This is a genomic window from Streptomyces sp. NBC_01092, assembly GCF_045039535.1.
Taxonomy (GTDB): Bacteria; Actinomycetota; Actinomycetes; order Streptomycetales; family Streptomycetaceae; genus Streptomyces.
Genome location: NZ_CP108659.1, coordinates 2,196,946 through 2,221,150, shown reverse-complemented (window position 1 = coordinate 2,221,150; position 24,205 = coordinate 2,196,946). Strand labels below are relative to the sequence as shown.

At 70.7% G+C, this 24,205-nt stretch carries 23 protein-coding genes; 13 read left to right on the top strand and 10 right to left on the bottom strand.

Annotated elements, in window-relative coordinates; translation table 11 throughout:
• Positions 1 to 49: 49 nt before the first annotated feature.
• Complete coding sequence (locus tag OG254_RS09825) at positions 50 to 1,012, bottom strand: DMT family transporter (protein WP_405579566.1); 963 nt, start codon at positions 1,010 to 1,012, stop codon at positions 50 to 52.
• On the opposite strand from OG254_RS09825, the gene OG254_RS09820 reads away from it, so the two are divergent.
• The 3 genes from OG254_RS09820 to OG254_RS09810 all read left to right on the top strand — a co-directional run bounded on the left by OG254_RS09820 (position 1,011) and on the right by OG254_RS09810 (position 3,758).
• Positions 1,011 to 2,456, top strand: a complete 1,446-nt coding sequence (locus OG254_RS09820; protein ID WP_405579564.1) for a PLP-dependent aminotransferase family protein — start codon at positions 1,011 to 1,013, stop codon at positions 2,454 to 2,456. The two genes, OG254_RS09825 and OG254_RS09820, sit on opposite strands and share 2 nt — an antisense overlap.
• 108 nt (positions 2,457 to 2,564) lie before the next feature.
• On the top strand, positions 2,565 to 2,999 hold the full coding sequence (locus tag OG254_RS09815) for a GNAT family N-acetyltransferase (protein WP_405579561.1): 435 nt from the start codon (positions 2,565 to 2,567) through the stop codon (positions 2,997 to 2,999).
• Between the two features lie 165 nt (positions 3,000 to 3,164).
• Entirely contained in the window at positions 3,165 to 3,758 is a 594-nt protein-coding gene (locus tag OG254_RS09810) for a histidine phosphatase family protein (protein WP_147997087.1), read from the top strand.
• Here the strand turns inward: OG254_RS09810 and OG254_RS09805 are convergent.
• Positions 3,740 to 4,183: a DUF6314 family protein gene (locus tag OG254_RS09805; RefSeq protein ID WP_405579557.1), complete on the bottom strand. Its 444-nt coding sequence runs from the start codon at positions 4,181 to 4,183 to the stop codon at positions 3,740 to 3,742. The two genes, OG254_RS09810 and OG254_RS09805, sit on opposite strands and share 19 nt — an antisense overlap.
• A gap of 126 nt (positions 4,184 to 4,309) precedes the next feature.
• On the opposite strand from OG254_RS09805, the gene OG254_RS09800 reads away from it, so the two are divergent.
• Positions 4,310 to 6,787: an alpha-L-arabinofuranosidase C-terminal domain-containing protein gene (locus tag OG254_RS09800; protein ID WP_405579554.1), complete on the top strand. Its 2,478-nt coding sequence runs from the start codon at positions 4,310 to 4,312 to the stop codon at positions 6,785 to 6,787.
• A 48-nt stretch (positions 6,788 to 6,835) separates the two neighbouring features.
• Here the strand turns inward: OG254_RS09800 and OG254_RS09795 are convergent, their stop codons facing one another.
• On the bottom strand, positions 6,836 to 7,519 hold the full coding sequence (locus OG254_RS09795) for a DUF6215 domain-containing protein (RefSeq protein WP_405579551.1): 684 nt from the start codon (positions 7,517 to 7,519) through the stop codon (positions 6,836 to 6,838).
• A gap of 170 nt (positions 7,520 to 7,689) precedes the next feature.
• On the opposite strand from OG254_RS09795, the gene argC reads away from it, so the two are divergent.
• Genes argC through OG254_RS09770 form a run of 5 tightly spaced genes read left to right on the top strand, consistent with a single transcriptional unit; the run spans position 7,690 to position 12,544 of the window.
• Positions 7,690 to 8,718 (top strand): N-acetyl-gamma-glutamyl-phosphate reductase, encoded by a 1,029-nt coding sequence (gene argC, locus OG254_RS09790; RefSeq protein WP_147997091.1) that lies wholly within the window; start codon positions 7,690 to 7,692, stop codon positions 8,716 to 8,718.
• Positions 8,715 to 9,866: a bifunctional glutamate N-acetyltransferase/amino-acid acetyltransferase ArgJ gene (gene argJ, locus OG254_RS09785; protein WP_405579548.1), complete on the top strand. Its 1,152-nt coding sequence runs from the start codon at positions 8,715 to 8,717 to the stop codon at positions 9,864 to 9,866. The genes argC and argJ overlap by 4 nt, the downstream gene beginning before the upstream one ends.
• Complete coding sequence (argB, locus tag OG254_RS09780) at positions 9,863 to 10,777, top strand: acetylglutamate kinase (RefSeq protein WP_405579545.1); 915 nt, start codon at positions 9,863 to 9,865, stop codon at positions 10,775 to 10,777. The genes argJ and argB overlap by 4 nt, the downstream gene beginning before the upstream one ends.
• Positions 10,774 to 11,979, top strand: coding sequence for an acetylornithine transaminase (locus OG254_RS09775; RefSeq protein ID WP_351197125.1), 1,206 nt, complete (start codon positions 10,774 to 10,776; stop codon positions 11,977 to 11,979). Before argB ends, OG254_RS09775 begins: the two co-directional genes overlap by 4 nt.
• Before the next feature lie 19 nt (positions 11,980 to 11,998).
• Entirely contained in the window at positions 11,999 to 12,544 is a 546-nt protein-coding gene (locus OG254_RS09770; protein ID WP_405579542.1) for an arginine repressor, read from the top strand.
• Between the two features lie 107 nt (positions 12,545 to 12,651).
• Here OG254_RS09770 and OG254_RS09765 read toward each other — a convergent pair whose 3' ends face one another.
• From OG254_RS09765 to OG254_RS09740, 6 genes are all read right to left on the bottom strand, one after another.
• Positions 12,652 to 13,392, bottom strand: a complete 741-nt coding sequence (locus OG254_RS09765) for an FAD:protein FMN transferase (RefSeq protein ID WP_405579539.1) — start codon at positions 13,390 to 13,392, stop codon at positions 12,652 to 12,654.
• 55 nt (positions 13,393 to 13,447) lie between these two features.
• Positions 13,448 to 14,521: an FMN-binding protein gene (locus tag OG254_RS09760; protein WP_405579537.1), complete on the bottom strand. Its 1,074-nt coding sequence runs from the start codon at positions 14,519 to 14,521 to the stop codon at positions 13,448 to 13,450.
• 37 nt (positions 14,522 to 14,558) lie between these two features.
• On the bottom strand, positions 14,559 to 15,941 hold the full coding sequence (locus OG254_RS09755; protein ID WP_405579535.1) for a ferric reductase-like transmembrane domain-containing protein: 1,383 nt from the start codon (positions 15,939 to 15,941) through the stop codon (positions 14,559 to 14,561).
• A 95-nt stretch (positions 15,942 to 16,036) separates the two neighbouring features.
• Positions 16,037 to 16,738, bottom strand: a complete 702-nt coding sequence (locus OG254_RS09750) for a L,D-transpeptidase (protein WP_405579532.1) — start codon at positions 16,736 to 16,738, stop codon at positions 16,037 to 16,039.
• Positions 16,739 to 16,741: 3 nt separating this feature from the next.
• The gene (locus tag OG254_RS09745; RefSeq protein ID WP_405579529.1) at positions 16,742 to 17,329 is read right to left on the bottom strand and encodes a pyridoxamine 5'-phosphate oxidase family protein; all 588 of its coding nucleotides are present in this window, start codon (positions 17,327 to 17,329) and stop codon (positions 16,742 to 16,744) included.
• Positions 17,330 to 17,456: 127 nt separating this feature from the next.
• Positions 17,457 to 18,326, bottom strand: a complete 870-nt coding sequence (locus tag OG254_RS09740) for a hypothetical protein (RefSeq protein ID WP_405579526.1) — start codon at positions 18,324 to 18,326, stop codon at positions 17,457 to 17,459.
• Positions 18,327 to 18,598: 272 nt separating this feature from the next.
• Here OG254_RS09740 and argH point away from each other — a divergent pair, with 272 nt between their 5' ends.
• The 4 genes from argH (at position 18,599) to OG254_RS09720 (ending at position 23,316) form a co-directional block, all read left to right on the top strand.
• Positions 18,599 to 20,032 carry an argininosuccinate lyase gene (gene argH / locus OG254_RS09735; RefSeq protein ID WP_405579524.1) on the top strand — a complete coding sequence of 478 codons (1,434 nt, stop codon included), beginning with the start codon at positions 18,599 to 18,601 and terminating at the stop codon, positions 20,030 to 20,032.
• 151 nt (positions 20,033 to 20,183) lie between these two features.
• Positions 20,184 to 21,155 (top strand): aldo/keto reductase, encoded by a 972-nt coding sequence (locus tag OG254_RS09730; protein ID WP_405579521.1) that lies wholly within the window; start codon positions 20,184 to 20,186, stop codon positions 21,153 to 21,155.
• A gap of 80 nt (positions 21,156 to 21,235) precedes the next feature.
• Positions 21,236 to 21,787 (top strand): helix-turn-helix domain-containing protein, encoded by a 552-nt coding sequence (locus OG254_RS09725; protein ID WP_351197105.1) that lies wholly within the window; start codon positions 21,236 to 21,238, stop codon positions 21,785 to 21,787.
• On the top strand, positions 21,784 to 23,316 hold the full coding sequence (locus OG254_RS09720; RefSeq protein WP_351197103.1) for an MFS transporter: 1,533 nt from the start codon (positions 21,784 to 21,786) through the stop codon (positions 23,314 to 23,316). Before OG254_RS09725 ends, OG254_RS09720 begins: the two co-directional genes overlap by 4 nt.
• A 148-nt stretch (positions 23,317 to 23,464) precedes the next feature.
• On the opposite strand, the gene OG254_RS09715 is transcribed toward OG254_RS09720, so the two are convergent.
• Positions 23,465 to 24,139 carry a 1-acyl-sn-glycerol-3-phosphate acyltransferase gene (locus OG254_RS09715; protein WP_346182974.1) on the bottom strand — a complete coding sequence of 225 codons (675 nt, stop codon included), beginning with the start codon at positions 24,137 to 24,139 and terminating at the stop codon, positions 23,465 to 23,467.
• Between the last annotated feature and the right edge of the window lie 66 nt (positions 24,140 to 24,205).

Below are 24,205 nucleotides of genomic sequence, written 5' to 3'. Positions count from 1 at the left end.
TGAGTCTACGGCGTGGAGCGGTGGTTGGAAGTGGGTCGTCAGGGCCCGCTCAGCCACGCGCCCGCTGAGTCACGGCGATACACACGAGCACCGCCGCGGCCGTCAGCGGGGCGGCCACTGTCAGGTGCTCGCCCAGCAGCAGCACCGACCACACCAGTGTGAGCAGGGGCTGGGCCAACTGCAACTGGCTGGCCTTCGGGATGCCGATGGCGGCCATGCCCCGGTACCAGACGACCAGACCGAGGAACTGCGAGCCCGCGGCGACCCAGAGCAGTCCGGTCACACCGTGCCAGGTCAGGTGCACGGGCTCGTACGACAGCGCCACGGCGGCGGCCGCCGCGCCGATCGGCAGACACAGCACCAGCGCCCAGCCGATCACCTGCCAGCCCGGCATGACCCGGGCCAGTCGGCCGCCCTCGGTGTAGCCGGCCGCGCACACCAGCAGTGCCGCGAAGAGATACAGGTCGGCGGTGGTCAGGGCGCCGCCGCTCTGCTGCACCGTGAAGGCGACCACCGCGGCCGCGCCCGCGAGCGCGGCCAGCCAGAAGGTGCGCGAGGGGCGGGTGCCGACGCGCAGGGCGGAGAACAGGGCGGTGGTCAGCGGCAGCAGGCCGACCACGACCGCCGCGTGCGCGGTGGTGGACGTCTGGAGCGCGAGCGTGGTGAGCAGGGGGAAGCCGACCACCACTCCGGCGGCGACCACCGCGAGGCCCGCCCAGTGCGTGCGGGCGGGGAGCGGCACGCGCAGGGCGAGCAGACAGCCGCCCGCGATGAGGGCGGCGAGGACGCTGCGGACGGCCACCAGGGACCAGGGGCCGAAGCTCTCCAGTCCCCACGCGGTGGCGGGGAAGGTGAGGGAGAACGCCGCGACGCCCAGAGCGGCCTGGAGGGTGCCGCCGAGGGTCGCCCCGGCCGGAGTGGCCGCAGTGCCAGGGGCGCCCGGAGCTGCAGGGGTCGGCTCGGCGGTGACTGCTATCGAGCTCTGAGCGATAGCGCTATTCTTGGTCCTCATGCAAGAGCGTAGCAGTGTCGGTGAACTGGCGGATCAGCTGCGGCGGGAACTCGACCGCTACTCTCCAGGTGGAAAGCTGCCGTCGAGCCGGGCCCTGGTCGAGCGGTACCGGGTGAGCCCGGTGACCGTCTCCCGCGCCCTCGGGCAGCTGGCCGCCGAGGGGCTCGTGGTGACCCGGCCCGGCGCCGGAGCGTTCCGGGCCGAGGCGCACACACGGACCGCAGCCGCCGGGGACACCTCCTGGCAGGAGGTCACCCTCAGCGCGGAAGGCGGCGCGGAACTCGTCCCGCGCTCGGTGGACGCGTCGGGGGTACTGGTCTCGCTCGCCGCTCCGCCGCCCGGCGTGATCGAGTTCAACGGTGGCTATCTGCACCAGTCGTTGCAGCCCGAGCGGGCGATGGCCGCCGCGCTGGCGCGGGCCGGCCGGCGGCCCGGGGCGTGGGGGAGGCCGCCCATGGAGGGGCTGCCGGAGCTGCGGGAGTGGTTCGCGCGCAGCATCGGCGGGCCGGGTGGTGCCGTGACGGCGGCCGAGGTGCTGATCACCGCGGGCGGCCAGTCGGCGCTCACGACCGCGCTCAGGGCACTGGCGCCGCCGGGGGCGCCGGTGCTGGTGGAGTCACCGACATACCCGGGCATGCTGGCGATCGCCCGCGCGGCCGGACTGCGTCCGATTCCCGTCCCGGTCGATGCGGACGGCGTACGGCCGTCCCTGCTCGCCGACGCGTTCCGGGCGACCGGCGCCCGCGTCTTCGTCTGCCAGCCGCTGTTCCAGAACCCGACCGGCGCGATGCTCGCCCCAGACCGGCGCGGCGAGGTGCTGCGCATCGCGCGCGAGGCCGGCGCCTTCGTCGTCGAGGACGACTTCGTACGACGGCTGGTGCACGAGGACGCCGGGCCGCTGCCGCGTCCGCTGGCCGCCGACGACCCCGACGGCGTCGTCGTCCACGTCTGCTCGCTGACCAAGGCGACCTCGCCGAGCTTCCGGGTCAGCGCGCTCGCCGCACGCGGCCCGGTGCTGGAGCGGCTGCGCGCGATCCAGGTCGTCGACAGCTTCTTCGTGCCGCGACCGATGCAGGAGGCGGCGCTGGAACTGGTCGGCTCGCCCGCCTGGCCGCGCCATCTGCGGGCGATCTCCGCCGAGTTGAAGACCCGCCGCGACACGATGACGGCCGCCCTGCGCCTCGACCTCCCCGACCTCTCCCTCCCGCACATCCCGTCCGGCGGCTACCACCTGTGGCTCCGCCTGCCCGACGGCACCGAGGAGTCCGGACTCACTTCGGCCGCCCTGCGCGCGGGCGTCGCGATCACCCCCGGCCGCCCGTACTTCAGCGCGGAGCCTCCGGCCGGGCACCTGCGGTTGAGCTTCGCGGCCGTGGCGGGGGCGGGGGAGATCACGGAGGGGGTACGGCGGCTGCGGGCGGCTTGGGACGAGGTGCTCCAGTAGCCGGGCAGCGGTGCGAGGCCGCAGACGAACTCCGCGGTGTCCAGGAGCTCCGGTGCCACCGGGGAAATCCGCTCGACGCCGGCGCCCCCGTCCTGCGAATCTCGCCGCATGACCGACACCCCGCCCCTCGCCGAGGGCTACGAGATCTCCACCGACCCCGACCGCGTCGACGCCGAGCGCGTGCACCGGTGGCTGTCCACCGACGCGTACTGGGCGAGGGGGCGGGAGCGGGAGAAGCAGGACCGGGCGATCGAGGGCTCGCTGAACTTCGGGGTGTACGAGACGGTTTCGGGGGAGCAGGTGGCGTATGCCCGGGTCGTCACCGACCGGGCGACCTTCGCGTGGCTGTGCGACGTGTACGTCGACCCGTCGGTGCGCGGCAAGGGGGTCGGGACGGCGCTCGTCGGGGCCGTACGCGAGCAGGTGCGGTCGTACGGGGTGAAGCGGCTGCTGCTCGCCACGCACGACGCGCACGGGGTCTACGAGAAGCTCGGCTTCGCGCCGCTGGAGTACCCGGACCGGTGGATGGCGCTCTCCTTCTAGGTCGGGCGTCTTCCGGGTTCGGGCGCCGTGCTTGAACTTTCCAACGACTCGTTTTCCAGCAACTTGTCCGTCTGATCCTGACCCCGCAGTAAGGCTTCGCCAACCCTCGGTGACAGCTGCACAACCACTCTTGACCTGCGCACTTTCGCGTCACACCATCGCCGCATGCCACTTCGGGTCACGTTCGTCGCAGCCGCGCGCAGCTCCCCGCTGCTCGCGGAGCGCTTCCAGGACGACCGGCCGCTGGACCAGGCCGGCTGGGAGGAGGTGCAGCAGGTCGCGCGGGAGCTGCTGCCGCTCGCCGCGGCCGAGCTGCGCTACTGCTCGCCGACCCCGCGCAGCCGTGCGACCGGCGACGCCCTGGGCTATGCCCCGCTGGTGCAACTCGCCCTGCGCGACTGTGACATGGGCCGCTGGCGCGGGCTCACGCTCGGCGAGGCGATGGCCCGCGAGCCGGAAGCGGTGGACGCCTGGCTGGCCGACCCGCGCGCCACACCGCACGGCGGCGAGTCGCTGCTCGGGTTCATCGGTCGCGTCGGCGGCTGGCTCGACACCCGGCCCGTGGAGGACGGCGGCCGGATCGTCGCCGTGGCCGAACCGTCCGTGATCCGCGCCGCCCTGGTGTACGCCCTGAAGGCGCCGCCGTCGACGTACTGGAACATCGACGTCCGCCCCCTGTCGACGACCACGGTCACCGGTCGCGCGGGCCGCTGGAACCTCCGCTTCGAGGCGGCGTCGACTCAGCCCTCGCGCGCGTAGTCGGTGGTGAGGATCAGGTCCTTGGCGGGGCCGCGCACGCGCCAGAGGGTCCGCCAGTGGTCCTCGTCGAGGACGGTGAACTCGCCCCGGTAGAGGTCGGCCGAGCAGGGATGGTCGGCGACATGCCGGCCGGAGGTCAGGTCCAGGTCGTGGAAGGGCCGTCCGTCGGCGAACCGCACGTCCGCCGTGCCCGGTGAACTCCCCGGCAGGAAGCGCAGCGTCCGCTCCGCGGGGCGCGGGACGCTCTGCCAGACGAACGTGCCGGACTCGCGGTGCAGCAGCCCGCCGCCCTCCAGTGGGCCGAAAGCCGTCGTGCCCGAGAACTCACCTGTGGCCTCGCTCGCGAGATCCCGCACGGTCCGCTCGGCCCGCCAGTGCCCGGCCAGATAGGTCAGCGCATCCGGAACCGGCCAGAACTCGCCCATGCGCTCCTCGCTTCCGACACTTTCGATCCTGCTCGACCCGTTGACGCTCTTCCGCCCCCTCCCTATCTTGCCGTTCGAAGTGCTGATCAGCATTTGATATGTCGAACAACGAGCCGCGGAGCATCCATGTCACGCACCCGCTGGAGATACGGCACAGCCGCCACCGCCCTGTTGGTGGCGGCCGGCCTCATCCCCACCGTCCACGCCCACGCCGAGGACGTCACCGACTACTCGATCACCGTCGACCCGACCACCCGGGGCGCGAAGATCGACGACACGATGTACGGCGTCTTCTTCGAGGACATCAACCGGGCCGCGGACGGCGGTCTGTACGCCGAGCTCGTGCAGAACCGGTCCTTCGAGTACTCCACGGACGACAACCGGTCGTACACGCCCCTCACCTCCTGGACGGTCGTCGGCACGGGCCAGGTCGTGAACGACGCCGGCCGCCTGAACGAGCGCAACCGCAACTACCTCTCCCTGGACGCCGGTTCATCCGTCACTAACGCCGGCTACAACACCGGCATCCGCGTCGAGCAGGGCAAGAAGTACGACTTCTCGGTGTGGGCCCGCGCCGGGAGCGGCACCACGTTGAGCGTCGCCCTCAAGGACGCCGCCGGTGCGCTGGGCACCGCCCGCGAGGTGGCCGTGAAGGGCGACTGGGCCCAATACCGGGCGACGTTCACCGCGACCCGCACCAGCAACCGCGGTCGCCTCGCCGTCGCCGCCACCGACGCGGCCGCCCTCGACATGGTGTCGCTGTTCCCGCGCGACACCTACCGGAACCAGCCGAACGGCCTGCGCAAGGACCTCGCCGAGAAGATCGCCGCCCTGCATCCGGGCTTCGTGCGCTTCCCCGGCGGCTGCCTGGTCAACACCGGCTCCATGGAGGACTACAGCGAGGCCTCCGGCTGGCAGCGGGGGCGCTCCTACCAGTGGAAGGACACCGTCGGCCCGGTCGAGGAGCGCGCGACGAATTCCAACTTCTGGGGCTACAACCAGAGTTACGGCCTCGGCTACTTCGAGTACTTCCGCTTCTCCGAGGACATCGGCGCCATGCCGCTGCCCGTCGTCCCGGCCCTGGTGACCGGCTGCGGCCAGAACAGGGCCGTCGACGACGAGGCGCTGCTCAAGCGGCACATCCAGGACACCCTCGACCTCATCGAGTTCGCAGGCGGGCCGGCGACCTCGAAGTGGGGCAAGGTCCGTGCCCGGATGGGCCACCCGAAGCCCTTCCGCCTCACTCACCTGGAGGTCGGCAACGAGGAGAACCTGCCCGACGAGTTCTTCTCCCGTTTCCAGCGGTTCCGCGCCGCGATCGAGGCCAAGCACCCGGACATCACGGTCATCTCCAACTCCGGCCCGGACGACTCCGGCACGACCTTCGACGCCGCCTGGAAGCTGAACCGCGAGGCGAACGTCGCGATGGTCGACGAGCACTACTACAACAGCCCCAACTGGTTCCTGCAGAACAACGACCGCTACGACTCCTACGACAGGAACGGCCCGAAGGTCTTCCTCGGCGAGTACGCCTCCCAGGGCAACGCCTGGAAGAACGGCCTCTCCGAAGCCGCGTTCATGACCGGTCTGGAGCGCAACGCGGACGTCGTCAAGCTCGCCTCGTACGCCCCGCTGCTCGCCAACGAGGACTACGTCCAGTGGCGGCCGGACCTGGTGTGGTTCAACAACCGTGCCTCCTGGAACTCCACGAACTACGAGGTCCAGAAGCTGTTCATGAACAACGTGGGAGACAAGGTGGTCCCCTCGAAGGCGACGACCACGCCGGACGTCAGCGGCCCGATCGCCGGCGCCGTCGGCCTGTCGACGTGGGCGACCAGTGCCGCCTACGACGACGTGTCGGTCACGGCGGCGGACGGGTCGACGCTGCTGAGCGACGACTTCTCCGGTGACGCCTCGAAGTGGACCCACACGGGCGGCGGCAGCTGGAGCGTCACGGACGGGCAGTACGTGCAGACGGACGCCGCCGCCGAGAACACGATGGTCTCGGCCGGCGACCCGACCTGGCACGACTACGACCTGCATGTGAAGGCCACCAAGAAGTCCGGCAAGGAGGGCTTCCTCGTCGCCTTCGGCGTCAAGGACACCGGCAACTACTACTGGTGGAACCTGGGCGGCTGGAACAACACCCAGTCCGCGATCGAGCAGGCCGCGGACGGCGGCAAGGGCACGCTGATGACGAAGGCCGGGTCGATCGAGACGGGCCGCGCCTATGACATCGACATCAAGGTGCGCGGCCGCCAGGTCACCCTGTACCTCGACGGTCAGGAATGGGGCAGCTTCAGCGACGACAAGCCGGCCGAGCCGTTCCGCCAGGTCGCCACCTTGGACGCCCGCACCGGTGACCTGATCGTCAAGGTCGTCAACGCCCAGCCGGCCGAGGCCCGCACCGCCATCGACCTGGGCGGCGCCAAGGTCGCCGGCACCGCCAAGGTCACCACCCTGGCCGCCGACCAGGACGCGGTGAACACGGAGACGGACGCGCCGGTCACCCCGGCGACGTCGACCGTCTCGGGGGTCGCCGCCAAGTTCACGTACACCTTCCCCGCGAACTCCGTGACCTTCCTGCGGATCAAGCAGAGGTGACGGCATCCGGAGGGGCGCTGTCCGCGGACAGCGCCCCTCCGGCACGCGTCAGCTGCCGGCGGCCCACCCCGGGACCGTCGGCAGGATCTTCTCGGCGACCCGCAGCAGTACGGCGTCGTCCGGCACCATGCCGTCCGAGCGCCACAGGGTCACGTCGAAGGACCCGCCGCCGTCCTTCGCGTCCTGGGCGACCATCAGGGAGCGGAGCGGGACCCCCGGACCGCTGTCGGTGTCGCCCCCGTCGAGGCGGAAGCTGATTCTGATCGTGCGGTCCGAGTACAGGACCGCCGGACGGCCCAGAACCGTGCGCTGCTTCGGGTCCCCGAGCAACTCATGGGCCCCGGCCACAGGAAGGTCGTCGTAGGTGGCCGAGAGCGTCACGGTGTAGGTGTCGAACTCGATCTCGGCGGTGGGCATCGGGATGTCCTTGCCGCCCTCCAGTCCGACGGAGCCGTCGTTGCTCTGGACGGTCTTCGCGCTCTGCGCCGGTGTGCCCAGCAGCTCGGCGAGGTCCTTACGGTGCAGTGCCTCGCACAGCTGCGCACCGGTCACCCGTCCGGTCGGCTTTCCGGGTTCCTCGTCGGAGCAGGTGGCGGGCGGTGAGCCACTGTTCCCGGGCCTCGCCTCGGAAACCCACAGAGCGCCACCGATCGCGGCGAACAGCGCCACCGCCGCGAAGGCCTGTCTCCATGCGTTCGGGCCCTTCACGGGCGCGCCGACGTCTTCGGCCATGTCCCCCACCTGCCGTGATCCCCTGATGTTCGCGCGGGGACACTAGCTCAGGGGCATGTCCAGGACAAAGCTGGTTTTTCTCGGCCCACTCCGGGCGCGGGTCACGGTGAATCGTGATTGCATAAACCTGCGGCGATACGTATAGTCATGCCGTCTAAGAGGAGGATTCCATGGCGGTACGTGCGGCAGTGGCCGGAGCGAGCGGATACGCGGGCGGGGAACTGTTGCGTCTGCTCCTGGCCCACCCCGAGGTCGAGACAGGAGCCCTGACCGCCAACTCGAACGCCGGGCAGCGGCTCGGCGCGCTCCAGCCGCACCTGCTGCCCCTCGCCGACCGCGTGCTCCAGGAGACGACCCCCGAGGTCCTCGCCGGGCACGACGTCGTCTTCCTCGCCCTGCCGCACGGACAGTCCGCCGCCGTCGCCGAGCAGCTCGGCCCCGATGTGCTGGTCGTCGACATGGGCGCCGACTTCCGGCTGAAGGACGCGGGCGACTGGGAGACGTTCTACGGCTCCCCGCACGCCGGCACCTGGCCGTACGGCCTTCCCGAGCTGCCGGGTGGCCGCGCCGCGCTGGAGGGGTCCAAGCGCATCGCGGTACCCGGCTGTTACCCGACCGCCGTCTCGCTCGCCCTCTTCCCGGCCTACGCCGCCGGCCTCGCCGAGCCCGAGGCCGTGATCGTCGCCGCCTCCGGCACGTCCGGCGCGGGCAAGGCGCCCAAGCCGCATCTGCTGGGCAGCGAGGTCATGGGCTCCATGACGCCGTACGGCGTCGGCGGCGGCCACCGGCACACGCCCGAGATGATCCAGAACCTCAGCGCGGCGGCGGGGGAGCGGGTCTCCGTCTCCTTCACACCGACCCTCGCGCCGATGCCGCGCGGCATCCTCGCCACGTGCACCGCGAGCGCGCGCCCCGGTGTCACGGCGGACTCCGTCCGCGCCGCCTACGACAAGGCCTTCGCCGACGAGCCCTTCGTCCACCTCCTCCCGGAGGGGCAGTGGCCCGCCACGGCGTCCGTCTACGGTTCGAACGCAGTTCAGGTGCAGGTCGCATTCGACGCCGCCGCGAACCGCATCATCGCGATCAGCGCCATCGACAACCTGACCAAGGGAACGGCCGGCGGCGCCGTCCAGAGCATGAACATCGCCCTCGGGTTTCACGAGAACACGGGGCTTTCCACGATCGGAGTCGCACCGTGAGTGTCACGGCAGCCAAGGGATTCACGGCGGCGGGCATCGCCGCCGGGATCAAGGAGAACGGCAACCCGGACCTGGCCCTCGTGGTCAACAACGGGCCCCGCCGCGGCGCCGCCGGTGTCTTCACCTCCAACCGTGTGAAGGCAGCGCCGGTCCTGTGGTCCGAGCAGGTGCTGAAGAGCGGCGCGGTGTCCGCCGTCGTCCTCAACTCCGGTGGCGCCAACGCCTGTACGGGGCCGAAGGGCTTCCAGGACACCCACGCCACCGCCGAGAAGGTCGCCGAGGTGCTCGGGCGGGGCGCCATCGAGGTCGCCGTCTGCTCGACCGGCCTGATCGGTGTGCTGTTGCCCATGGACAAGCTGCTCCCGGGCGTCGGGACCGCCGCCGCCCAGCTCTCCGAGCACGGCGGCGAGAAGGCCGCCATCGCCATCAAGACCACGGACACCGTCCACAAGACGTCCGTCGTGACGAAGGACGGCTGGACCGTCGGCGGGATGGCGAAGGGCGCCGGCATGCTCGCCCCCGGCCTCGCCACCATGCTCGTCGTCCTCACCACGGACGCTGCCCTCGACAACGACGTACTGGACAAGGCGCTCCGGGCGGCGACGCGCACGACCTTCGACCGCGTCGACTCCGACGGCTGCATGTCCACCAACGACACCGTGCTGCTGCTCGCCTCCGGGGCGGCCGACGTCACCCCGGAGTACGAGGAGTTCGCCGAGGCCGTGCGGGCCGTCTGCGACGACCTCGGTCAGCAGCTGATCCGGGACGCCGAGGGCGCCAGCAAGGACATCAAGGTCGAGGTCATCAACGCCGCGACCGAGGACGACGCCGTCGAGGTGGGCCGCTCCATCGCCCGCAACAACCTCCTCAAGTGCGCCATCCACGGCGAGGACCCCAACTGGGGCCGTGTCCTGTCCGCGATCGGCACGACGGCCGCCGCCTTCGAGCCGGACCAGCTCAACGTCGCCATCAACGGCGTCTGGGTCTGCAAGGACGGCGGCGTCGGCGAGGACCGCGAGAAGGTCGACATGCGCTACCGCGAGGTGCACATCGTCGCCGACCTCGCCGCGGGCTCCGAGACCGCCACCATCTGGACCAACGACCTGACCGCCGACTACGTCCACGAGAACAGCGCCTACTCCTCATGAGCAACTCACCCGCGCGCAAGCACACCGCGCTCCCCAAGGCCCAGATCCTCATCGAGGCGCTGCCCTGGCTGGTCCGGCACAACGGCAAGACCGTCGTCATCAAGTTCGGCGGCAACGCCATGATCGACGAGGAACTGAAGGCAGCCTTCGCCCAGGACGTCGTCTTCCTGCACCACGCCGGGCTCAAGCCGGTCGTCGTGCACGGCGGCGGCCCGCAGATCAGCGCCGCCCTCGACAAGCACGGCATCGTCAGCGAGTTCAAGGCCGGACTCAGGGTCACCACCGAGGACGCCATGGACGTCGTACGGATGGTGCTGGCCGGACAGGTGCAGCGCGAGCTCGTCGGACTGCTCAACCAGCACGGCCCGCTCGCCGTCGGCCTGACCGGCGAGGACGCGCACACCATCACCGCCACCCGGCACCAGCCCGAGATCGACGGCGAACGCGTCGACATCGGCCGGGTCGGCGAGATCACCGACATCGACACGGGTGCGATCGAGGCGCTGCTGGCCGACGGCCGGATCCCGGTCGTCTCGTCGATCGCCCGGAGCCAGGACGACCACCATGTCTACAACGTCAATGCTGATACGGCGGCTGCGGCACTCGCTGCTGCTCTTGGCGCCGAAACCCTCATGGTCCTCACGGACGTCGAGGGCCTCTACGAGGACTGGCCCAACTCCGACGAGGTGATCAGTCGCCTCACCGCTTCCCAACTGGAGAAGCTGCTGCCGGAGTTGAGCTCCGGCATGGTGCCGAAGATGGAGGGCTGCCTGCACGCCGTACGCAATGGCGTGAACACCGCCCGGGTCCTCGACGGCCGGGTCCAGCACTCCATCCTGCTGGAGATCTTCACCGACGAAGGAATCGGCACGATGGTCGTGCCGGACGCGCCTGAGGGGGACGCAGAATGACCGGGACCGCGACAAACGCCGAGTACGCCGAGCGGTGGCAGGGCTCGCTCATGAACAACTACGGCACCCCGCGGCTCCCTCTCGTCCGCGGCGAGGGCCTCAAGGTCTGGGACGCCGAGGGCCGCCAGTACCTCGACTTCGTCGGCGGCATCGCGACCAACGCGCTCGGGCACGCCCACCCCGCGATCGTCGAGGCCGTCAGCAAGCAGATCGCGTCTCTCGGTCACATCTCCAACTTCTTCATGGCCGAGCCGACCGTCGCCCTGGCCGAACGGCTCCTGGAGCTCTTCGGCCGGGACGGCAAGGTGTTCTTCTGCAACTCCGGCGCCGAGGCCAACGAGACCGCGTTCAAGATCGGCCGGCTGACCGGGCGCACCCACATGGTCGCCACCGACGGCGGCTTCCACGGCCGCACGATGGGCGCCCTCGCGCTCACCGGCCAGCCCGCCAAGCAGGAACCGTTCCTGCCGCTGCCGGGCGACGTCACGCACGTGCCGTACGGCGACGCGCAGGCGCTGGCCGCGGCGGTGACCGAGGAGACGGCCCTGGTGATCATCGAGCCGGTCCAGGGCGAGAACGGCGTCGTGGTCCCGCCGGCCGGCTATCTCAAGGCGGCACGGGCGATCACCGCGGCCACCGGAGCGCTGCTGGTCCTGGACGAGGTGCAGACCGGCACCGGGCGGACCGGGCACTGGTTCGCGTACCAGGCCCACGAGGGCGTCCTGCCGGACGTCGTCACCCTCGCCAAGCAACTCGGCGGCGGGCTGCCGCTGGGCGCGACGGTCGCGTTCGGGCGGGCGGCGGAGCTGCTCCGGCCCGGGCAGCACGGGACGACCTTCGGGGGGAACCCCGTCGCGTGTGCCGCGGGGCTGGCCGTGCTGGACACCATCGCGAACGACGGGTTGCTGGAGAACGTCAAGCGGCAGAGCGAGAAATTGCGCGACGGAATCGAGGCTCTCGATCACCGGCTGATCGATTATGTCCGGGGTGCGGGCCTGCTCCTGGGTATCGTGCTCACCGAGCCGCTCGCCGCCAAGGTGCAGCAGGTGGCTCAGGACGCCGGATTCCTGGTGAACGCGCCCGCCCCCGATGTCGTACGGCTCATGCCGCCGCTGAACCTCGGGGACGATCAAGTGGAGGCGCTTCTCCAGGCCCTCCCCGGCATCCTGGACGGGGCCGACACGGCCGACGGGGAAGAATGATCCGGAGAATGAGACGACGATGAGTCAGGCGCAGGAGCACGAGCACAACGGGGCCGCCGGGGCTTCCGTGCCGCAGACCCGCACCGCGCGTCACCGCCGGATCGTGGACATCCTCAACCGGCAGCCGGTGCGGTCGCAGAGTCAGCTGGCGAAGCTGCTCGCCGACGACGGGCTGAGTGTCACTCAGGCGACGCTGTCCAGGGATCTGGACGAGCTGAACGCGGTGAAGATCCGTAACAACGACGGTGACCTGATCTATGCGGTGCCGAGCGAGGGGGGTTTCCGGACCCCTCGGGCGCCGCTCGGGGAGTCGGCGAAGGAAGAGCGGATGCGGCGGTTGTCGCAGGAGTTGCTGATCTCTGCGGAGGCTTCCGCGAACCTGGTGGTCCTGCGGACCCCTCCGGGGGCCGCGCAGTTCCTCGCCTCGGCCATCGACCAGGCTGAGCTGCACGACATTCTCGGCACGATCGCCGGTGACGACACGTTGCTGTTGATCAGCCGGAATCCGACGGGTGGGCAGGCCCTCGCCGATCACTTGCTGAGGCTGGCCCAGAACGGGCACTGAGTGGGGTGGTGGCGCCGAGTCGCCGACTGCGGGTGGATTGTGGCTGGTCGCGCCCGCGCGGCGGAGCCGCATATCAGAGACAGTCCCGCGCCCCTGGGTCGGCCCACTCACCCGAGTCGAGCCGCCAAGCCCCCTGTGCACCGGACCTCGTCGCCCGCCGTGATCAGGAGGGCCTCCACGTCCGGCAGGGACTCCAGCCAGGTCAGGCCCTGCCGTGAGCCCATCGCGAAGGCCGCCGTCGCCCAGCAGTCCGCCCAGGTGAGCTGCGGGGCCACCACGGTCACCGCCACCAGGTCCGTCACCGCGGAGCGGCCCGTGCGGGGGTCGACTATGTGCGCGCCGCGTTCCGCCGTGCCGGAGGTGGCCACCGCCAGTTCGTCCAGTCCCGCCGCGGAGATCACCGCGGCCAGGCCGCCCGGGCGCAGCGGATCGGACACGCCCACACGCCAGGGGCGTTGAGGGCCGGGCACGCCCAGGAGCTGGACGTCGCCGCCGCCGTTGACGCTGACGCCGGTCACGCCGGGGACGTCCGCGATACGGCGGGCCGCCCGTTCCACCGACCAGCCCTTGACGATGCCCGTCGGGTCGAAGCGGCCCTCGTACGTCGTGCTGAACCAGCCCTCGCTGAGCCGCTCCGCCTCGGCGCCCAGGCCGAGGATCTCGGTGACCTCGGGGTCGCACTCGTCGATGGTCAGCTGCCCGCGCGCCAGCCGGGAGATCTGGCTGTCGTCGCGGTACGTGCTGAACACCTCGTCGACCCGGTGCAGCCCCGCGACCGCCTCCTGAAGGGCCGACTGCACCGCACCGGAATCCCCGCCGCGGACGTCGAAGGAGAAGACCGTCCCCATGACCTCCTCCGCATGACGTAGCGCTGCGGGAGCTTCTGTCGGATCCGCCACCGTGTCAGCCACCGGCCTGGTCCAGAGCCGACTGGAGGGACTCCTTGTAGCCGGCGCTGGTGTACGTGGCCCCGGACACCGCGTCGATGTCGGCGCTGCCGGCCGCCACGGCCGCCTGGTTGAGCTTCGGCACGGCGTTGGCGGTGACCTGGTCGCTCTGGCCGCCCTTGGGTGCCTGGACCGTCTCGGCCTTGGTGATCTTGCCGCCGGCGACGGTGACACGGACCTGAACCGCCCCGTACTGGGTCTGCGAGACGCTGCCCGTGACCGTGCGGGCCTGAGCGGCGCCGCCCCCCGAACCCTGGGAGCCGGAGCCCTGTGCCGAACCGGCGCTCGCCTTCGCCTTGTCCAGGGCCGACTGGAGCGATTCCTTGTAGCCGGCGCTGGTGTAGGTGGCTCCGGAGACGGCGTCGATGTCGGCGGTTCCGGCGGCTACGGCGGCCTGGTTGAGCTTCGGCACGGCGTTGGCGGTGACCTGGTCGCTCTGGCCGCCTTTGGGTGCCTGGACCGTCTCGGCCTTGGTGATCTTGCCGCCGGCGACGGTGACACGGACCTGAACGGCCCCGTACTGGGTCTGGACGGCGTCGCCGGTGACGGTGGCGGCCTGGGCGGAGCCGCCCGAGCCCTGGGAGCCGGCGCCCGCGTTCGCCTTGTCGATCGCCGACTGGAGGGACTTCTTGTAGCCGGCGCTGGTGTACGTCGCCCCTGACACGGCGTCGATGTTCGCGGTCTGCCCGGTGACCACTGCCTGGTTGAGCTTGGGTATGGCGTTGGCGGTGATCTGGTCGCTCTGGCCGCCCTTGGGCGCCTGCACCGCCTCGGCCTTGGCGATCTTGCCGTTGGCCAGGGTCAGCCGGACCTGGACGGCGCCGTACTGGGTCTGCGCCGCGTCGCCGGTGACCGTGCCCCCGGCCGCCTCGGCACCGCCCTGGGCCGAGGCCGCGGGCGGTGCGCCGGCGCCCGCCGCCTGCGCGGAACCGGGGTCGGACGCCGGCTTCAGCGACAGCAGCAGCACGATCCCGGACACCGTGGCGGCGCCGGCCAGCACGACACGCCGGATGGGGTGACTCTTCTTCATCGCTTCAACAGCTCCTGAAGTCCTTAAGTCCCGTCGCTCACATCTCGAACGACTCGTGATGGATGCGGCGGGCGGGCACACCCGCGCCGCGCAGTGCTTCGTACACGGACTGCGCGAAGCCGGCCGGCCCGCACATGAACACGTCGTGCTTGTCGATGTCGGGGAGCTTCTGCTGCAACCGCTCGGCCGAGATGTCGGGCCGCTCGCCGTCGGGGCTGTTGACCGCGTACATCAGCCGGGCACCGCGCTCGTCGGCGATGGCCGCGAGCTCGTCCCACAGCGCCAGCTCCTGGGTGCTGTTGGCCCGGTAGAGCAGGGTGATGTCACCGGACGCGCCCGGCAGCGTCTCGAACAGGGCGCGCATCGGCGTGATGCCGACGCCTCCCGCGACCAGCAGCACCTTGCCCCGGCTGCGGCGCTGGGCGGTCAGGGCGCCGTACGGACCCTCGGCCCACACCTTGGTGCCGGGCTTCAGATCGCGCAGCCGGGACGTGTGGTCGCCGATCGCCTTGACCGTGATGCGCAGCATGTCGGGGCGGGGCGCCGCCGACAGCGAGTACGGGTGGGAGCTGAACCGCATGCCCGGCGCCTTGAACCGCCAGCGGAAGAACTGCCCGGCCTCCGCGCCCATCCGGTGCAGCTTGCGCCCGCCGATCAGCACCGACACGATGCCCGGCGTCTCCTCGATGACCGCCTCGACATACATCCGGTGCCGCAGGTTGAGGCGGATCGGGGTGAGGATCCGGTACCAGACCACCGCCGCGGTCACCGCCCCGTACAGCCCGTACCAGAAGGTCTTCGCGAGGGGCTCGACGGCGAACTCGTTGCCGGTGGTGATCTGGTGCCAGAACGTCAGGTACACCGCCGCGTACGTCAGCAGGTGCACGTGGTACCAGGTGTCGTACGGGATCCGGCGGCGGATGCCGCCGATCGAGATGAACGCGATGAAGAAGAGCAGCCCGGTGCCGATGGCCGCCTTGCCCATGTCCGGCAGTGTGTTCACCGAGTCGATCGTCTGCTGGACGATGTCTCCGAGCGTCTTGCCGGCCTGGAGCGCGTACCCCCACATGATGAGGAAGACGTGCGCGATGACCAGGCAGACCGTGTACCTGCCGCTCATCGCGTGCCAGCGCGCGGTCCGGTCCGAGCCCACCCGCCGCTCCAGCGCGGGCACCCGCGCCATCTGGAGCACCACGAGCGCCATCAGGTAGCCGGCGAGCAGACCGGTGATCCGGCCCGCGGCGATGATCTTGGCGGTGTTGTCCGCGAGGGACGGCGTGTTGTCCCACCACAGCCACAGCACCGCCGCCGCGCCCGCCCATAGGGCGATCACCAACGGTACGGCCGGGGAGCGGCGCGGGCGGATGCGGCGCATCGTCTGGCGTCGGGCGGCACGGCCGCCCGCGAGCGTGGTGGTCACGGTTCCTCCGGGGACGGGAGCAAGGGGAGTGCGTGGGCGTGGTCCCTTGGCCCAGAGATACGTGCGGGGAGGTCCGTGTGTTCAGCGGTATTCGCTCAGTACCGGGTGATCGCTGTCGGCCCGTTCGCCGTGCCGATCGCGATGTGCGGTTTCCGCAGCGGTTCGGCCCAGTTGAGGATGCGCCGCATGGCGTCCGCGGGCACCGACACACAACCGGCCGTCGCCCCACGCCCCTTCACATGGAGGAAGATCCCGGCGCCGCGCCCCTTCACCGGACGCTCGTAGTTGAAGCCGATGACCAGCGCGTGCGCGTACAGCGCCCCGTACGAGATCAGGTGCTCGGACTCGGCGGCCCGGCAGTCGCGCGCCCGCGGCTCGGTCCAGCGGTTGTAGACGCGGGAGTCGTTGTCCTGGCACCACCAGGAGTTCTTGTGGACACGGCGGTATTTGTACGCCGTCCCGCGCGGCGCCTTGTCGATACCGAAGGCGTACGGCAGCCCGTACAGGCCCGTCGGCGTCGTGTTCGTGCCCTGACGGCGCTTCGTCCCCCGGACGAGCCCCTTCGCCCCGAACCGGGCCGACGCAGAACCGGCCTTCACCCAGCGCCCGTCGATCCGGTTCCACCAGGTGACCGTCCCCGACGTCGAGCGGGCCCGGTGCGCGACGGCGGTGATCAGCTGGGTGCCGCCCCCGGTGTCGGCCATGCGCGCGGGCAGTGGCCGCGGCGGTCCTTCGCCCGGCGCGGCGCCGAGCACGAGGAGGGACGCGGACGCGAGGGCGACGACACCGGGGCGCATGGCTCAGACGCTAGACGGGGGCAGCGGCAACGGCAGCCCGGGTAGGCCATCCAGGCTGCTCGCGATGTAGTCCTTCTTGGCGAAGTACGCGCTGAGGGAGTCGTCGTCCTCCCGGGCAAACCGCTTGCCGTGCAGGTCGCGGTCCTCGTCGTACGTCATCAAGGGGACCGCGTATCCGCAGGAGTCGCGGATGTGCTCGGCCCGCACGACGACGATCGCACGCAGGCCGTGCAGGGACGGGTCGATGTCGGGGAAGTGGCCGAGCAGTTCCTTGAACCGCGGGTCGTCGCGGAAGACCGCCTCACCCTGGCCGTGCACCCGCACGATGTTGGGCGGCCCCTGGAAGGCGCACCACATGAGGGTGATGCGGCCGTTCTCCCGCAGGTGCGCGATGGTCTCGGCGTTGGAGCCGGCGAAGTCGAGGTAGGCCAGCGTGAGTTCGTCGAGGATCGCGAAGGAGCCCTTGAGGCCCTTGGGGGAGAGGTTGACCGTCCCGTCGGCCGACAGCGGCGCGGTGGCGGTGAAGAAGAGTGGCTGCTCTTCGATGAAGGTGCGGAGCCTGCCGTCTATGCGCTCATGAGTTTTTCCCACGTCCACCGAGTATGGACGGGGATCGTTCGCCTGTCTAAGGAATTGCGGGGTCCATTTGACGTCACCTTGGCGTCACCATGGCCGCCCCGGCCGGCGTGCCAACGGGCGGCCATGGCTGCCTGTCACCTCACTTGGTGAGCGTGCAGGCGGCCAGGGAACCGAGTCCCTGCGGCTTGGCCGCCGTACGGCCGATGGAGATGGCGATGCGGTCGATCGTCGACACCCGCTTGTCCTTCAGAGGGCCGAGGATGGCGTTCTGGACGAAGTTGGGCCCGCCCTGGCCGACCGAGGACGCGAGCCGCTTGTTCGCCTCCTGGATCTGGGTGTTGAGCAGGGCGAGGTTGCGGTCGACCTCGGCCTTCGCGGTCGCGGGGACCGCCGGGAGCTTCGACTTCACGTCCGGGCAGGAGATGGCGCCCGCGGCGTTGGCATTACCTGTGTTGCCCGTGCCCGTGTTGCCCGCGTTCCCGGTGTTGCCGCTGTTTCCCGTGTTGCCGCCTGCCTGCTGCGTCGGGGTCGGGGCCGGAGCGGCCGCGCTCCCGTTCGCGTTGAGGGTGCACGGCGCCAGCGAGTCCAGGCCCTGCGGTCTGGCGGCCGTGCGGCCGATGGCTGTCGCCATGCGGTTGATCGTCGCCACCCGCTTGTCCTTGAGGGGGCCAAGGATGGCGTTCTGGACGAAGTTGGGCCCGCCCTGGCCCACGGTGTCCACCAGCCGCTTGTTCGCCTCCTGGATCTGCGTGTTGAGCAGCGCGAGGTTGCGGTCGATCTCGGCCTTCGCGGTCGCGGGGACGGCCGGCAGCTTCGACTTCACGTCGGGGCACGAGACGGTGCCGGGTCCGGCCAGCGTCCGGGCGTTCGTGCCGCCGCTCTTCGAGGACGCGGTCGTCTCCCCGGCGAGGGCGAACCCGGCGATCACCGTGCCGGACAGCGCCACCGCGGCGGCGCCGCCGATGAACGTGACGCGACGCTTGTTGTACTTCGGAAGGGCCCTGGACATGCGGATGCCTCACTCGGGTTCGAGGTGTCGTCGTTGACGAACGCGGCGCCTGCGTTCGGCGAGAAGTACGGGAAAGCGGTTTCTCGCGTTCAATGGGCGGCTCGAATTTCCGTCACCAGCCGTCCGAATTGACGAATCATGCAGACCTCTGCATACTCATGCAGGTCAATGCATGGTGAGCGTGGTGACTGCGCACTAGCCTGACGACCGCCTCCTCGTTCACGCCACGAGGAGGCGGTGCCACACCCGGACCCTCCCGAGGAGCACAGCGAGTGAGCAGCAACAGCGGTGACGTACGGCTCTGGGGCGGCCGTTTCGCCGACGGTCCCGCCGAGGCCCTGGCCAAGCTGTCCGCGTCCGTCCACTTCGACTGGCGGCTGGCGCCCTACGACATCGCCGGTTCGCGTGCCCACGCGCGCGTGCTGCACAAGGCGGGGCTGCTCACCGAGGACGAACTGCAGCGCATGATCGCCGGTCTCGACCGGCTGGAGGCGGACGTGGCCGCCGGCGACTTCGTGGGCACGATCGCCGACGAGGACGTCCACACCGCGCTGGAGCGGGGCCTGCTGGAGCGCCTCGGCCCGGACCTGGGCGGCAAGCTGCGCGCCGGCCGGTCCCGCAACGACCAGGTCGCGACCCTCTTCCGGATGTACCTGCGCGACCACGCCCGCGTCATCGGCGGCCTGATCGCGGACCTCCAGGACGCGCTGGTCGGCCTCGCGGAAGCTCACCCGGACGTGGCCATGCCCGGCCGCACCCACCTCCAGCACGCTCAGCCGGTGCTCTTCGCCCACCACGTCCTGGCACACGTCCAGTCCCTGTCCCGGGACGCCGAGCGGCTGCGCCAGTGGGACGAGCGGACGGCCGTCTCGCCGTACGGCTCGGGCGCCCTCGCGGGTTCCTCCCTCGGTCTGGACCCGGAGGCGGTGGCGAAGGACCTCGGCTTCGAGCACGGTTCGGCCGCCAACTCGATCGACGGCACGGCCTCCCGTGACTTCGTCGCCGAGTTCGCCTTCATCACCGCGATGATCGGTGTGAACCTCTCCCGGATCGCCGAGGAGGTCATCATCTGGAACACGAAGGAGTTCTCCTTCGTGACCCTGCACGACGCGTTCTCCACGGGCTCGTCGATCATGCCGCAGAAGAAGAACCCGGACATCGCCGAGCTGGCGCGCGGCAAGTCCGGCCGCCTGATCGGCAACCTGACGGGTCTCATGGCGACCCTGAAGGCCCTCCCCCTCGCCTACAACCGCGACCTCCAGGAGGACAAGGAGCCGGTCTTCGACTCCTGCGACCAGCTGGAGGTCCTGCTCCCCGCCTTCACCGGCATGATGGCGACCCTCACCGTCCACCGCGAGCGCATGGAGGAACTGGCCCCGGCCGGCTTCTCCCTCGCCACCGACATCGCCGAGTGGCTGGTCAAACAGGGCGTCCCCTTCCGGGTGGCCCACGAGGTCGCCGGCGAGTGCGTGAAGGTGGCCGAGGCCGAGGGGAAGGAACTGGACGGCCTGACGGACGAACAGTTCGCGAAGATCAGTGCCCACCTGACGCCGGAGGTGCGGACAGTGCTCAACGTGCCGGGAGCGCTGGCGTCCCGCAACGGCCGTGGGGGTACGGCACCGAGTGCGGTGGCGGTACAGCTGGCAGAGGTGAAGCGGGACGTGGCGGCGCAGCACGAGTGGGCGACAGCCAAGAAGGCGCGCTAGGGCAGCGCCCCCAGGGGCGCGGGGAACTGCGCGACAAGCCAGGACGATCCCGCACTCGCCACAACACCGCACAACCCGAGCTCTGAAGCGAAGGTCATCGCGGGTTACGTTGGTCGACAGCCGTACCGGACCCGACCGAACGGAGCCCGCGATGCCCTTCGCCCGACTGGCCACCGCGACAACCCCCACCTGCCACATCGGACTCGGCCTCGCCGCCGTCGGCCGCCCCGGCTACATCAACCTCGGCCGCGACCAAGACCTCGGAGACAACCGCAGTGCCGAAGCGCTGCGCACCCGCACCCACGAACTCCTCGACGCCGCCTACGCCCAGGGCGTCCGCTACTTCGACGCGGCCCGCTCCTACGGCCGTTCCGAGGCGTTCCTGGCGGACTGGCTGAACGCCCGCCCCGACATCGACGACATCGTCGTAGGCAGCAAATGGGGCTACACCTACACCGCCGACTGGACCACCGACGCCGAGAAGCACGAGGTCAAGGACCACAGCCTCCAGACCTACGAACGCCAGCGCGCCGAGACCGACGCCCTGCTCGGCGACCGGCTCGACCTCTACCAGATCCACTCGGTGACCCCGGACAGCCCCGCCCTCACCGACAAGGACCTCCACGCCAGGCTGGCCGAGGCCGCGGCCGCCGGCCTCACCATCGGCTTCTCCACCAGCGGCCCCGCCCAGGCCGACGCCATCCGCGCCGCCCTCGCGGTGACCGTCGACGGCGAGCCCCTCTTCCGCACCGTCCAGTCGACGTACAACGCCCTGGAGACCTCGGCCGCCCCCGCACTCGCCGAGGCCCATGACGCCGGGCTCACGGTGATCGTCAAGGAGGGCATGGCCAACGGGCGGCTGGCGGACCCGTACGCGCCGGACGCGCTCAAGGCGGTCGCCGAGGAAACGTCTCTCGGCTGCGACGCCGTCGCCCTCGCTCTGGTCCTGCGCCAGCCCTGGGCCGGCGTGGTCCTCTCCGGCGCCGCGACGACCGTACAGCTCGCGTCCAACCTGCATGCCGCCGTCGTGGACCTCGACGAGGATCAGCTGGAGAGCCTGGCGGCGTTGGTGGAGGAGCCGGGCGCGTACTGGGGGCGGCGCGGGCAGCTGCCCTGGCACTGAGACACCCTGCATGCAGGAGACCGTGAGCTTCGCATGCCTTGAATGAGACAATGATGTCTCACATGGGCTATGGTTGTCTCATGGCCGTCGATCGTGACCACGTGCTGCGCGCTGCCGCCGCCCTGCTGACCCGTAAATCCACCGCGACCATGGACGAGGTCGCCAAAGCCGCCGGTATCAGCCGCGCCACACTGCACCGGCAGTTCGCCGGGCGGGACGCGCTCGTGCGGGCGCTGGAGTCGCTCGGCATCGCGGAGTGCGAGGCCGCGGTGGACGCCGCGCGGCTGGACGAGGGGCCGGCGAGTGACGCCGTGCACCGGCTGGTCCGCGAGATCGAGCCCGCGGCCGGACTGCTCGCCTTCCTCTACACGGAGAACCAGCTGTTCGAGGGCGAGCAGCAGAACGCGGGCTGGGCGCGCATCGACGACCGGATCGCCGCGCTCTTCAGGCGCGGCCAGCAAAGCGGCGAGTTCCGTATCGACCTCAGCCCGCTCTGGCTCACCGAGGCGCTCTACGGCCTCCTGGGCTCTGCGGCCTGGGCGGTCGCGGAAGGCCGGGTCGCCCGCAACGACTTCACCCACATGATCGTCGAGTTGCTGCTCGGCGGCGCAATCCGGAGAGAGGAATCATGACCAGCACCCTGCAGCATGGGGAGACCACGACCGAGGCGGTGACCAAGCGTCCCGGTCGTTGGCTGGCGCTGTCCGTCCTCGTGCTCGCCGTGCTGCTGGTGGCCGTCGACGCGACCGTCCTCGGCCTCGCGACCCCCTACATCAGCGAGGACCTGAAGCCCTCCGGCACCCAGCTCCTGTGGATAGGCGACGTCTACTCCTTCGTGATCGCCGGTCTGCTCGTCTCGATGGGCAGCCTCGGCGACCGCATCGGCCGCAAGCGGATCCTGCTCGTCGGCGCCACGGCGTTCGGCGCGATATCCGTGCTCAACGCCTATGCGACGACGCCGGAGATGATGATCGTCGCGCGCGCACTGCTCGGTGTCGCCGGCGCCACCCTGATGCCGGCCACGCTCGCCCTGATCCGCAACCTCTTCCACGACCCGCGCGAGCGCAGCCTCGCCATCGGCATCTGGGGCGCGACCGCGTCCGCCGGTACCGCCGTCGGCCCGATCGTCGGCGGCTTCCTGCTCGAACACTTCTGGTGGGGCTCGGTCTTCCTGATCAACCTGCCCGTGATGGCGGTCCTGGTCGTCGTCGGCATCAAGCTGCTGCCGGAGTCGCGCAACCCGAACCCCGGTCCCTGGGACATGATCAGCGTCGTCCTGTCGCTCGTCGGCATGATCGGCGTGGTGTACGCCGTCAAGGAGGCGGCCGCGGTCGGCTTCACCTGGATCATGCTCGCCGCGGGCCTGCTGGGCGCGGCCGCGCTGTACGGCTTCGTACGCCGCCAGCTCACCCTGCCGGCCCCGCTGCTCGACATGCGGCTGTTCCGCAGCCGCGGCTTCAGCGGCGCGGTGCTGGCCGACCTGCTCACCATCCTCGGCCTGTCCGGCCTGGTCTTCTTCCTCTCCCAGTTCCTGCAACTCGTGCAGGGCAGGGGTCCGTTCGAGGCGGGTCTGGCCGAACTGCCCGCCGCGATCGGCGCGGTCGTGGCCGGTCTGATCGCCGGCCGCGCGGCCCGCCGCTTCTCGGTACGGCTCGTGGTCTCCGGCGGCCTCGCGGGGATCGGCCTCGCCCTGGCCGCGCTCACGGTGATCGACCGCACGACGGGCTATCCCCTGCTCGGCGCCGCCCTCCTGGTCGTCGGCATCGGCGCGGGCTTCTCCTTCACCGTGACGTCCGACGTGATCCTGTCCTCCGTACCGAAGGAGCAGGCGGGCGCGGCGAGCGCCGTCTCCGAGACGGCGTACGAGCTGGGCGCGGCCCTGGGTATCGCCGTGCTGGGCTCGATCGTGACGGGCGTCTACCGGGACTTCACGGGCCCGACGGGTACGCCGGCCGAGGCCCACGAGTCACTGGGCGGCGCGGTGGAAGCGGCGGCCGGAATGCCGGCGCAGACGTCCGAGGCGATGCTGGACGCGGCCCGCAGTTCCTTCGTCGACGGCCTCGCCCTGGCGTCGGGAGCCGGGGCGGCCGTACTGCTGGCAGCGGCGGTGGCGGCATGGTTCCTCCTGCGCGGCCAACGCCTGGAGAACACGGCTTCGTAGCGGAGTACACGAACGGCGGGGCGCCACTCAGGCGGCCCGCCCGAGTGGCGCCCCGAAGGGGCGCGGGGAACTGCGCGACAAGCCACGACGGACCCGCGGCCGACAGACAGCCGACAGCCGACGAACCCACCCGGCCGAACCAGCGGAGCTACGCCGCTTCCTTGGCCTTGCTCGCATACATGTCCACGTACTCCTGCCCCGACAACCGCATGACCTCAGCCATCACGGAGTCGGTCACGGCCCGCAGCACATACCGGTCGCGATCCATCCCCTCGTACCGGGAGAACTCCATCGCCTCCCCGAACCGCACCGTCACCTTCCGCGGCCGGGGCATCCCCGCCCCACCCGGCTGGATCTTGTCCGTGCCGATCATGGCGAACGGGACGACCGGCGCCCCGGTCATCAGCGTGAGGCGCGCGATGCCGGTGCGCCCCCGGTACAGCCGCCCGTCGGGCGAGCGCGTGCCCTCGGGGTAGATGCCGAAGACCTGACCCTCCTCCAGGATCCGGCGCCCGGTCATCAGCGCCGCGACGCCGCCCCGGCCGCCGTCCCGGTCCACCGGGATCATGCCGACGCCGGTGAAGAACCAGGCCATCAGGCGGCCCTTGAAGCCCTTGCCGGTGACGTACTCGTCCTTGCCGATGAAGAGGACCTGACGGTCGCAGACCAGCGGGAGGATCATCGAGTCGATGAAGGTGAGGTGGTTGCCGGCCAGGATGACCGGACCGTCACCCGGGATGTGCTCCGCGCCCTCCACCTGTGGGCGGAACATCAGGCGCATGATCGGTCCGAGCACTGCCTTGATGAGCGCGAAGCGGGACAACGGGCCCTCCGGTGTCAAGGGATTCGTAGAAGTCTGTGCAGGTGAGGACGATACTCGCGGTTCAGG

Excerpts from the sequence above, each read along its gene's own strand:
- argC (WP_147997091.1), top strand. The coding sequence starts at position 7,690 with ATGGCGGTACGTGCGGCAGTGGCCGGAGCGAGCGGATACGCGGGCGGG.
- OG254_RS09750 (WP_405579532.1), bottom strand. The coding sequence starts at position 16,738 with ATGCGCCCCGGTGTCGTCGCCCTCGCGTCCGCGTCCCTCCTCGTGCTC.
- OG254_RS09740 (WP_405579526.1), bottom strand. The coding sequence starts at position 18,326 with ATGTCCAGGGCCCTTCCGAAGTACAACAAGCGTCGCGTCACGTTCATC.
- OG254_RS09815 (WP_405579561.1), top strand. The coding sequence starts at position 2,565 with ATGACCGACACCCCGCCCCTCGCCGAGGGCTACGAGATCTCCACCGAC.
- OG254_RS09765 (WP_405579539.1), bottom strand. The coding sequence starts at position 13,392 with ATGGGGACGGTCTTCTCCTTCGACGTCCGCGGCGGGGATTCCGGTGCG.
- OG254_RS09805 (WP_405579557.1), bottom strand. The coding sequence starts at position 4,183 with ATGGGCGAGTTCTGGCCGGTTCCGGATGCGCTGACCTATCTGGCCGGG.
- OG254_RS09725 (WP_351197105.1), top strand. The coding sequence starts at position 21,236 with ATGGCCGTCGATCGTGACCACGTGCTGCGCGCTGCCGCCGCCCTGCTG.
- argB (WP_405579545.1), top strand. The coding sequence starts at position 9,863 with ATGAGCAACTCACCCGCGCGCAAGCACACCGCGCTCCCCAAGGCCCAG.
- OG254_RS09720 (WP_351197103.1), top strand. The coding sequence starts at position 21,784 with ATGACCAGCACCCTGCAGCATGGGGAGACCACGACCGAGGCGGTGACC.
- OG254_RS09810 (WP_147997087.1), top strand. The coding sequence starts at position 3,165 with ATGCCACTTCGGGTCACGTTCGTCGCAGCCGCGCGCAGCTCCCCGCTG.
- OG254_RS09820 (WP_405579564.1), top strand. The coding sequence starts at position 1,011 with ATGCAAGAGCGTAGCAGTGTCGGTGAACTGGCGGATCAGCTGCGGCGG.
- OG254_RS09760 (WP_405579537.1), bottom strand. The coding sequence starts at position 14,521 with ATGAAGAAGAGTCACCCCATCCGGCGTGTCGTGCTGGCCGGCGCCGCC.
- OG254_RS09795 (WP_405579551.1), bottom strand. The coding sequence starts at position 7,519 with ATGGCCGAAGACGTCGGCGCGCCCGTGAAGGGCCCGAACGCATGGAGA.
- OG254_RS09825 (WP_405579566.1), bottom strand. The coding sequence starts at position 1,012 with ATGAGGACCAAGAATAGCGCTATCGCTCAGAGCTCGATAGCAGTCACC.
- OG254_RS09730 (WP_405579521.1), top strand. The coding sequence starts at position 20,184 with ATGCCCTTCGCCCGACTGGCCACCGCGACAACCCCCACCTGCCACATC.
- OG254_RS09770 (WP_405579542.1), top strand. The coding sequence starts at position 11,999 with ATGAGTCAGGCGCAGGAGCACGAGCACAACGGGGCCGCCGGGGCTTCC.
- OG254_RS09800 (WP_405579554.1), top strand. The coding sequence starts at position 4,310 with ATGTCACGCACCCGCTGGAGATACGGCACAGCCGCCACCGCCCTGTTG.
- OG254_RS09775 (WP_351197125.1), top strand. The coding sequence starts at position 10,774 with ATGACCGGGACCGCGACAAACGCCGAGTACGCCGAGCGGTGGCAGGGC.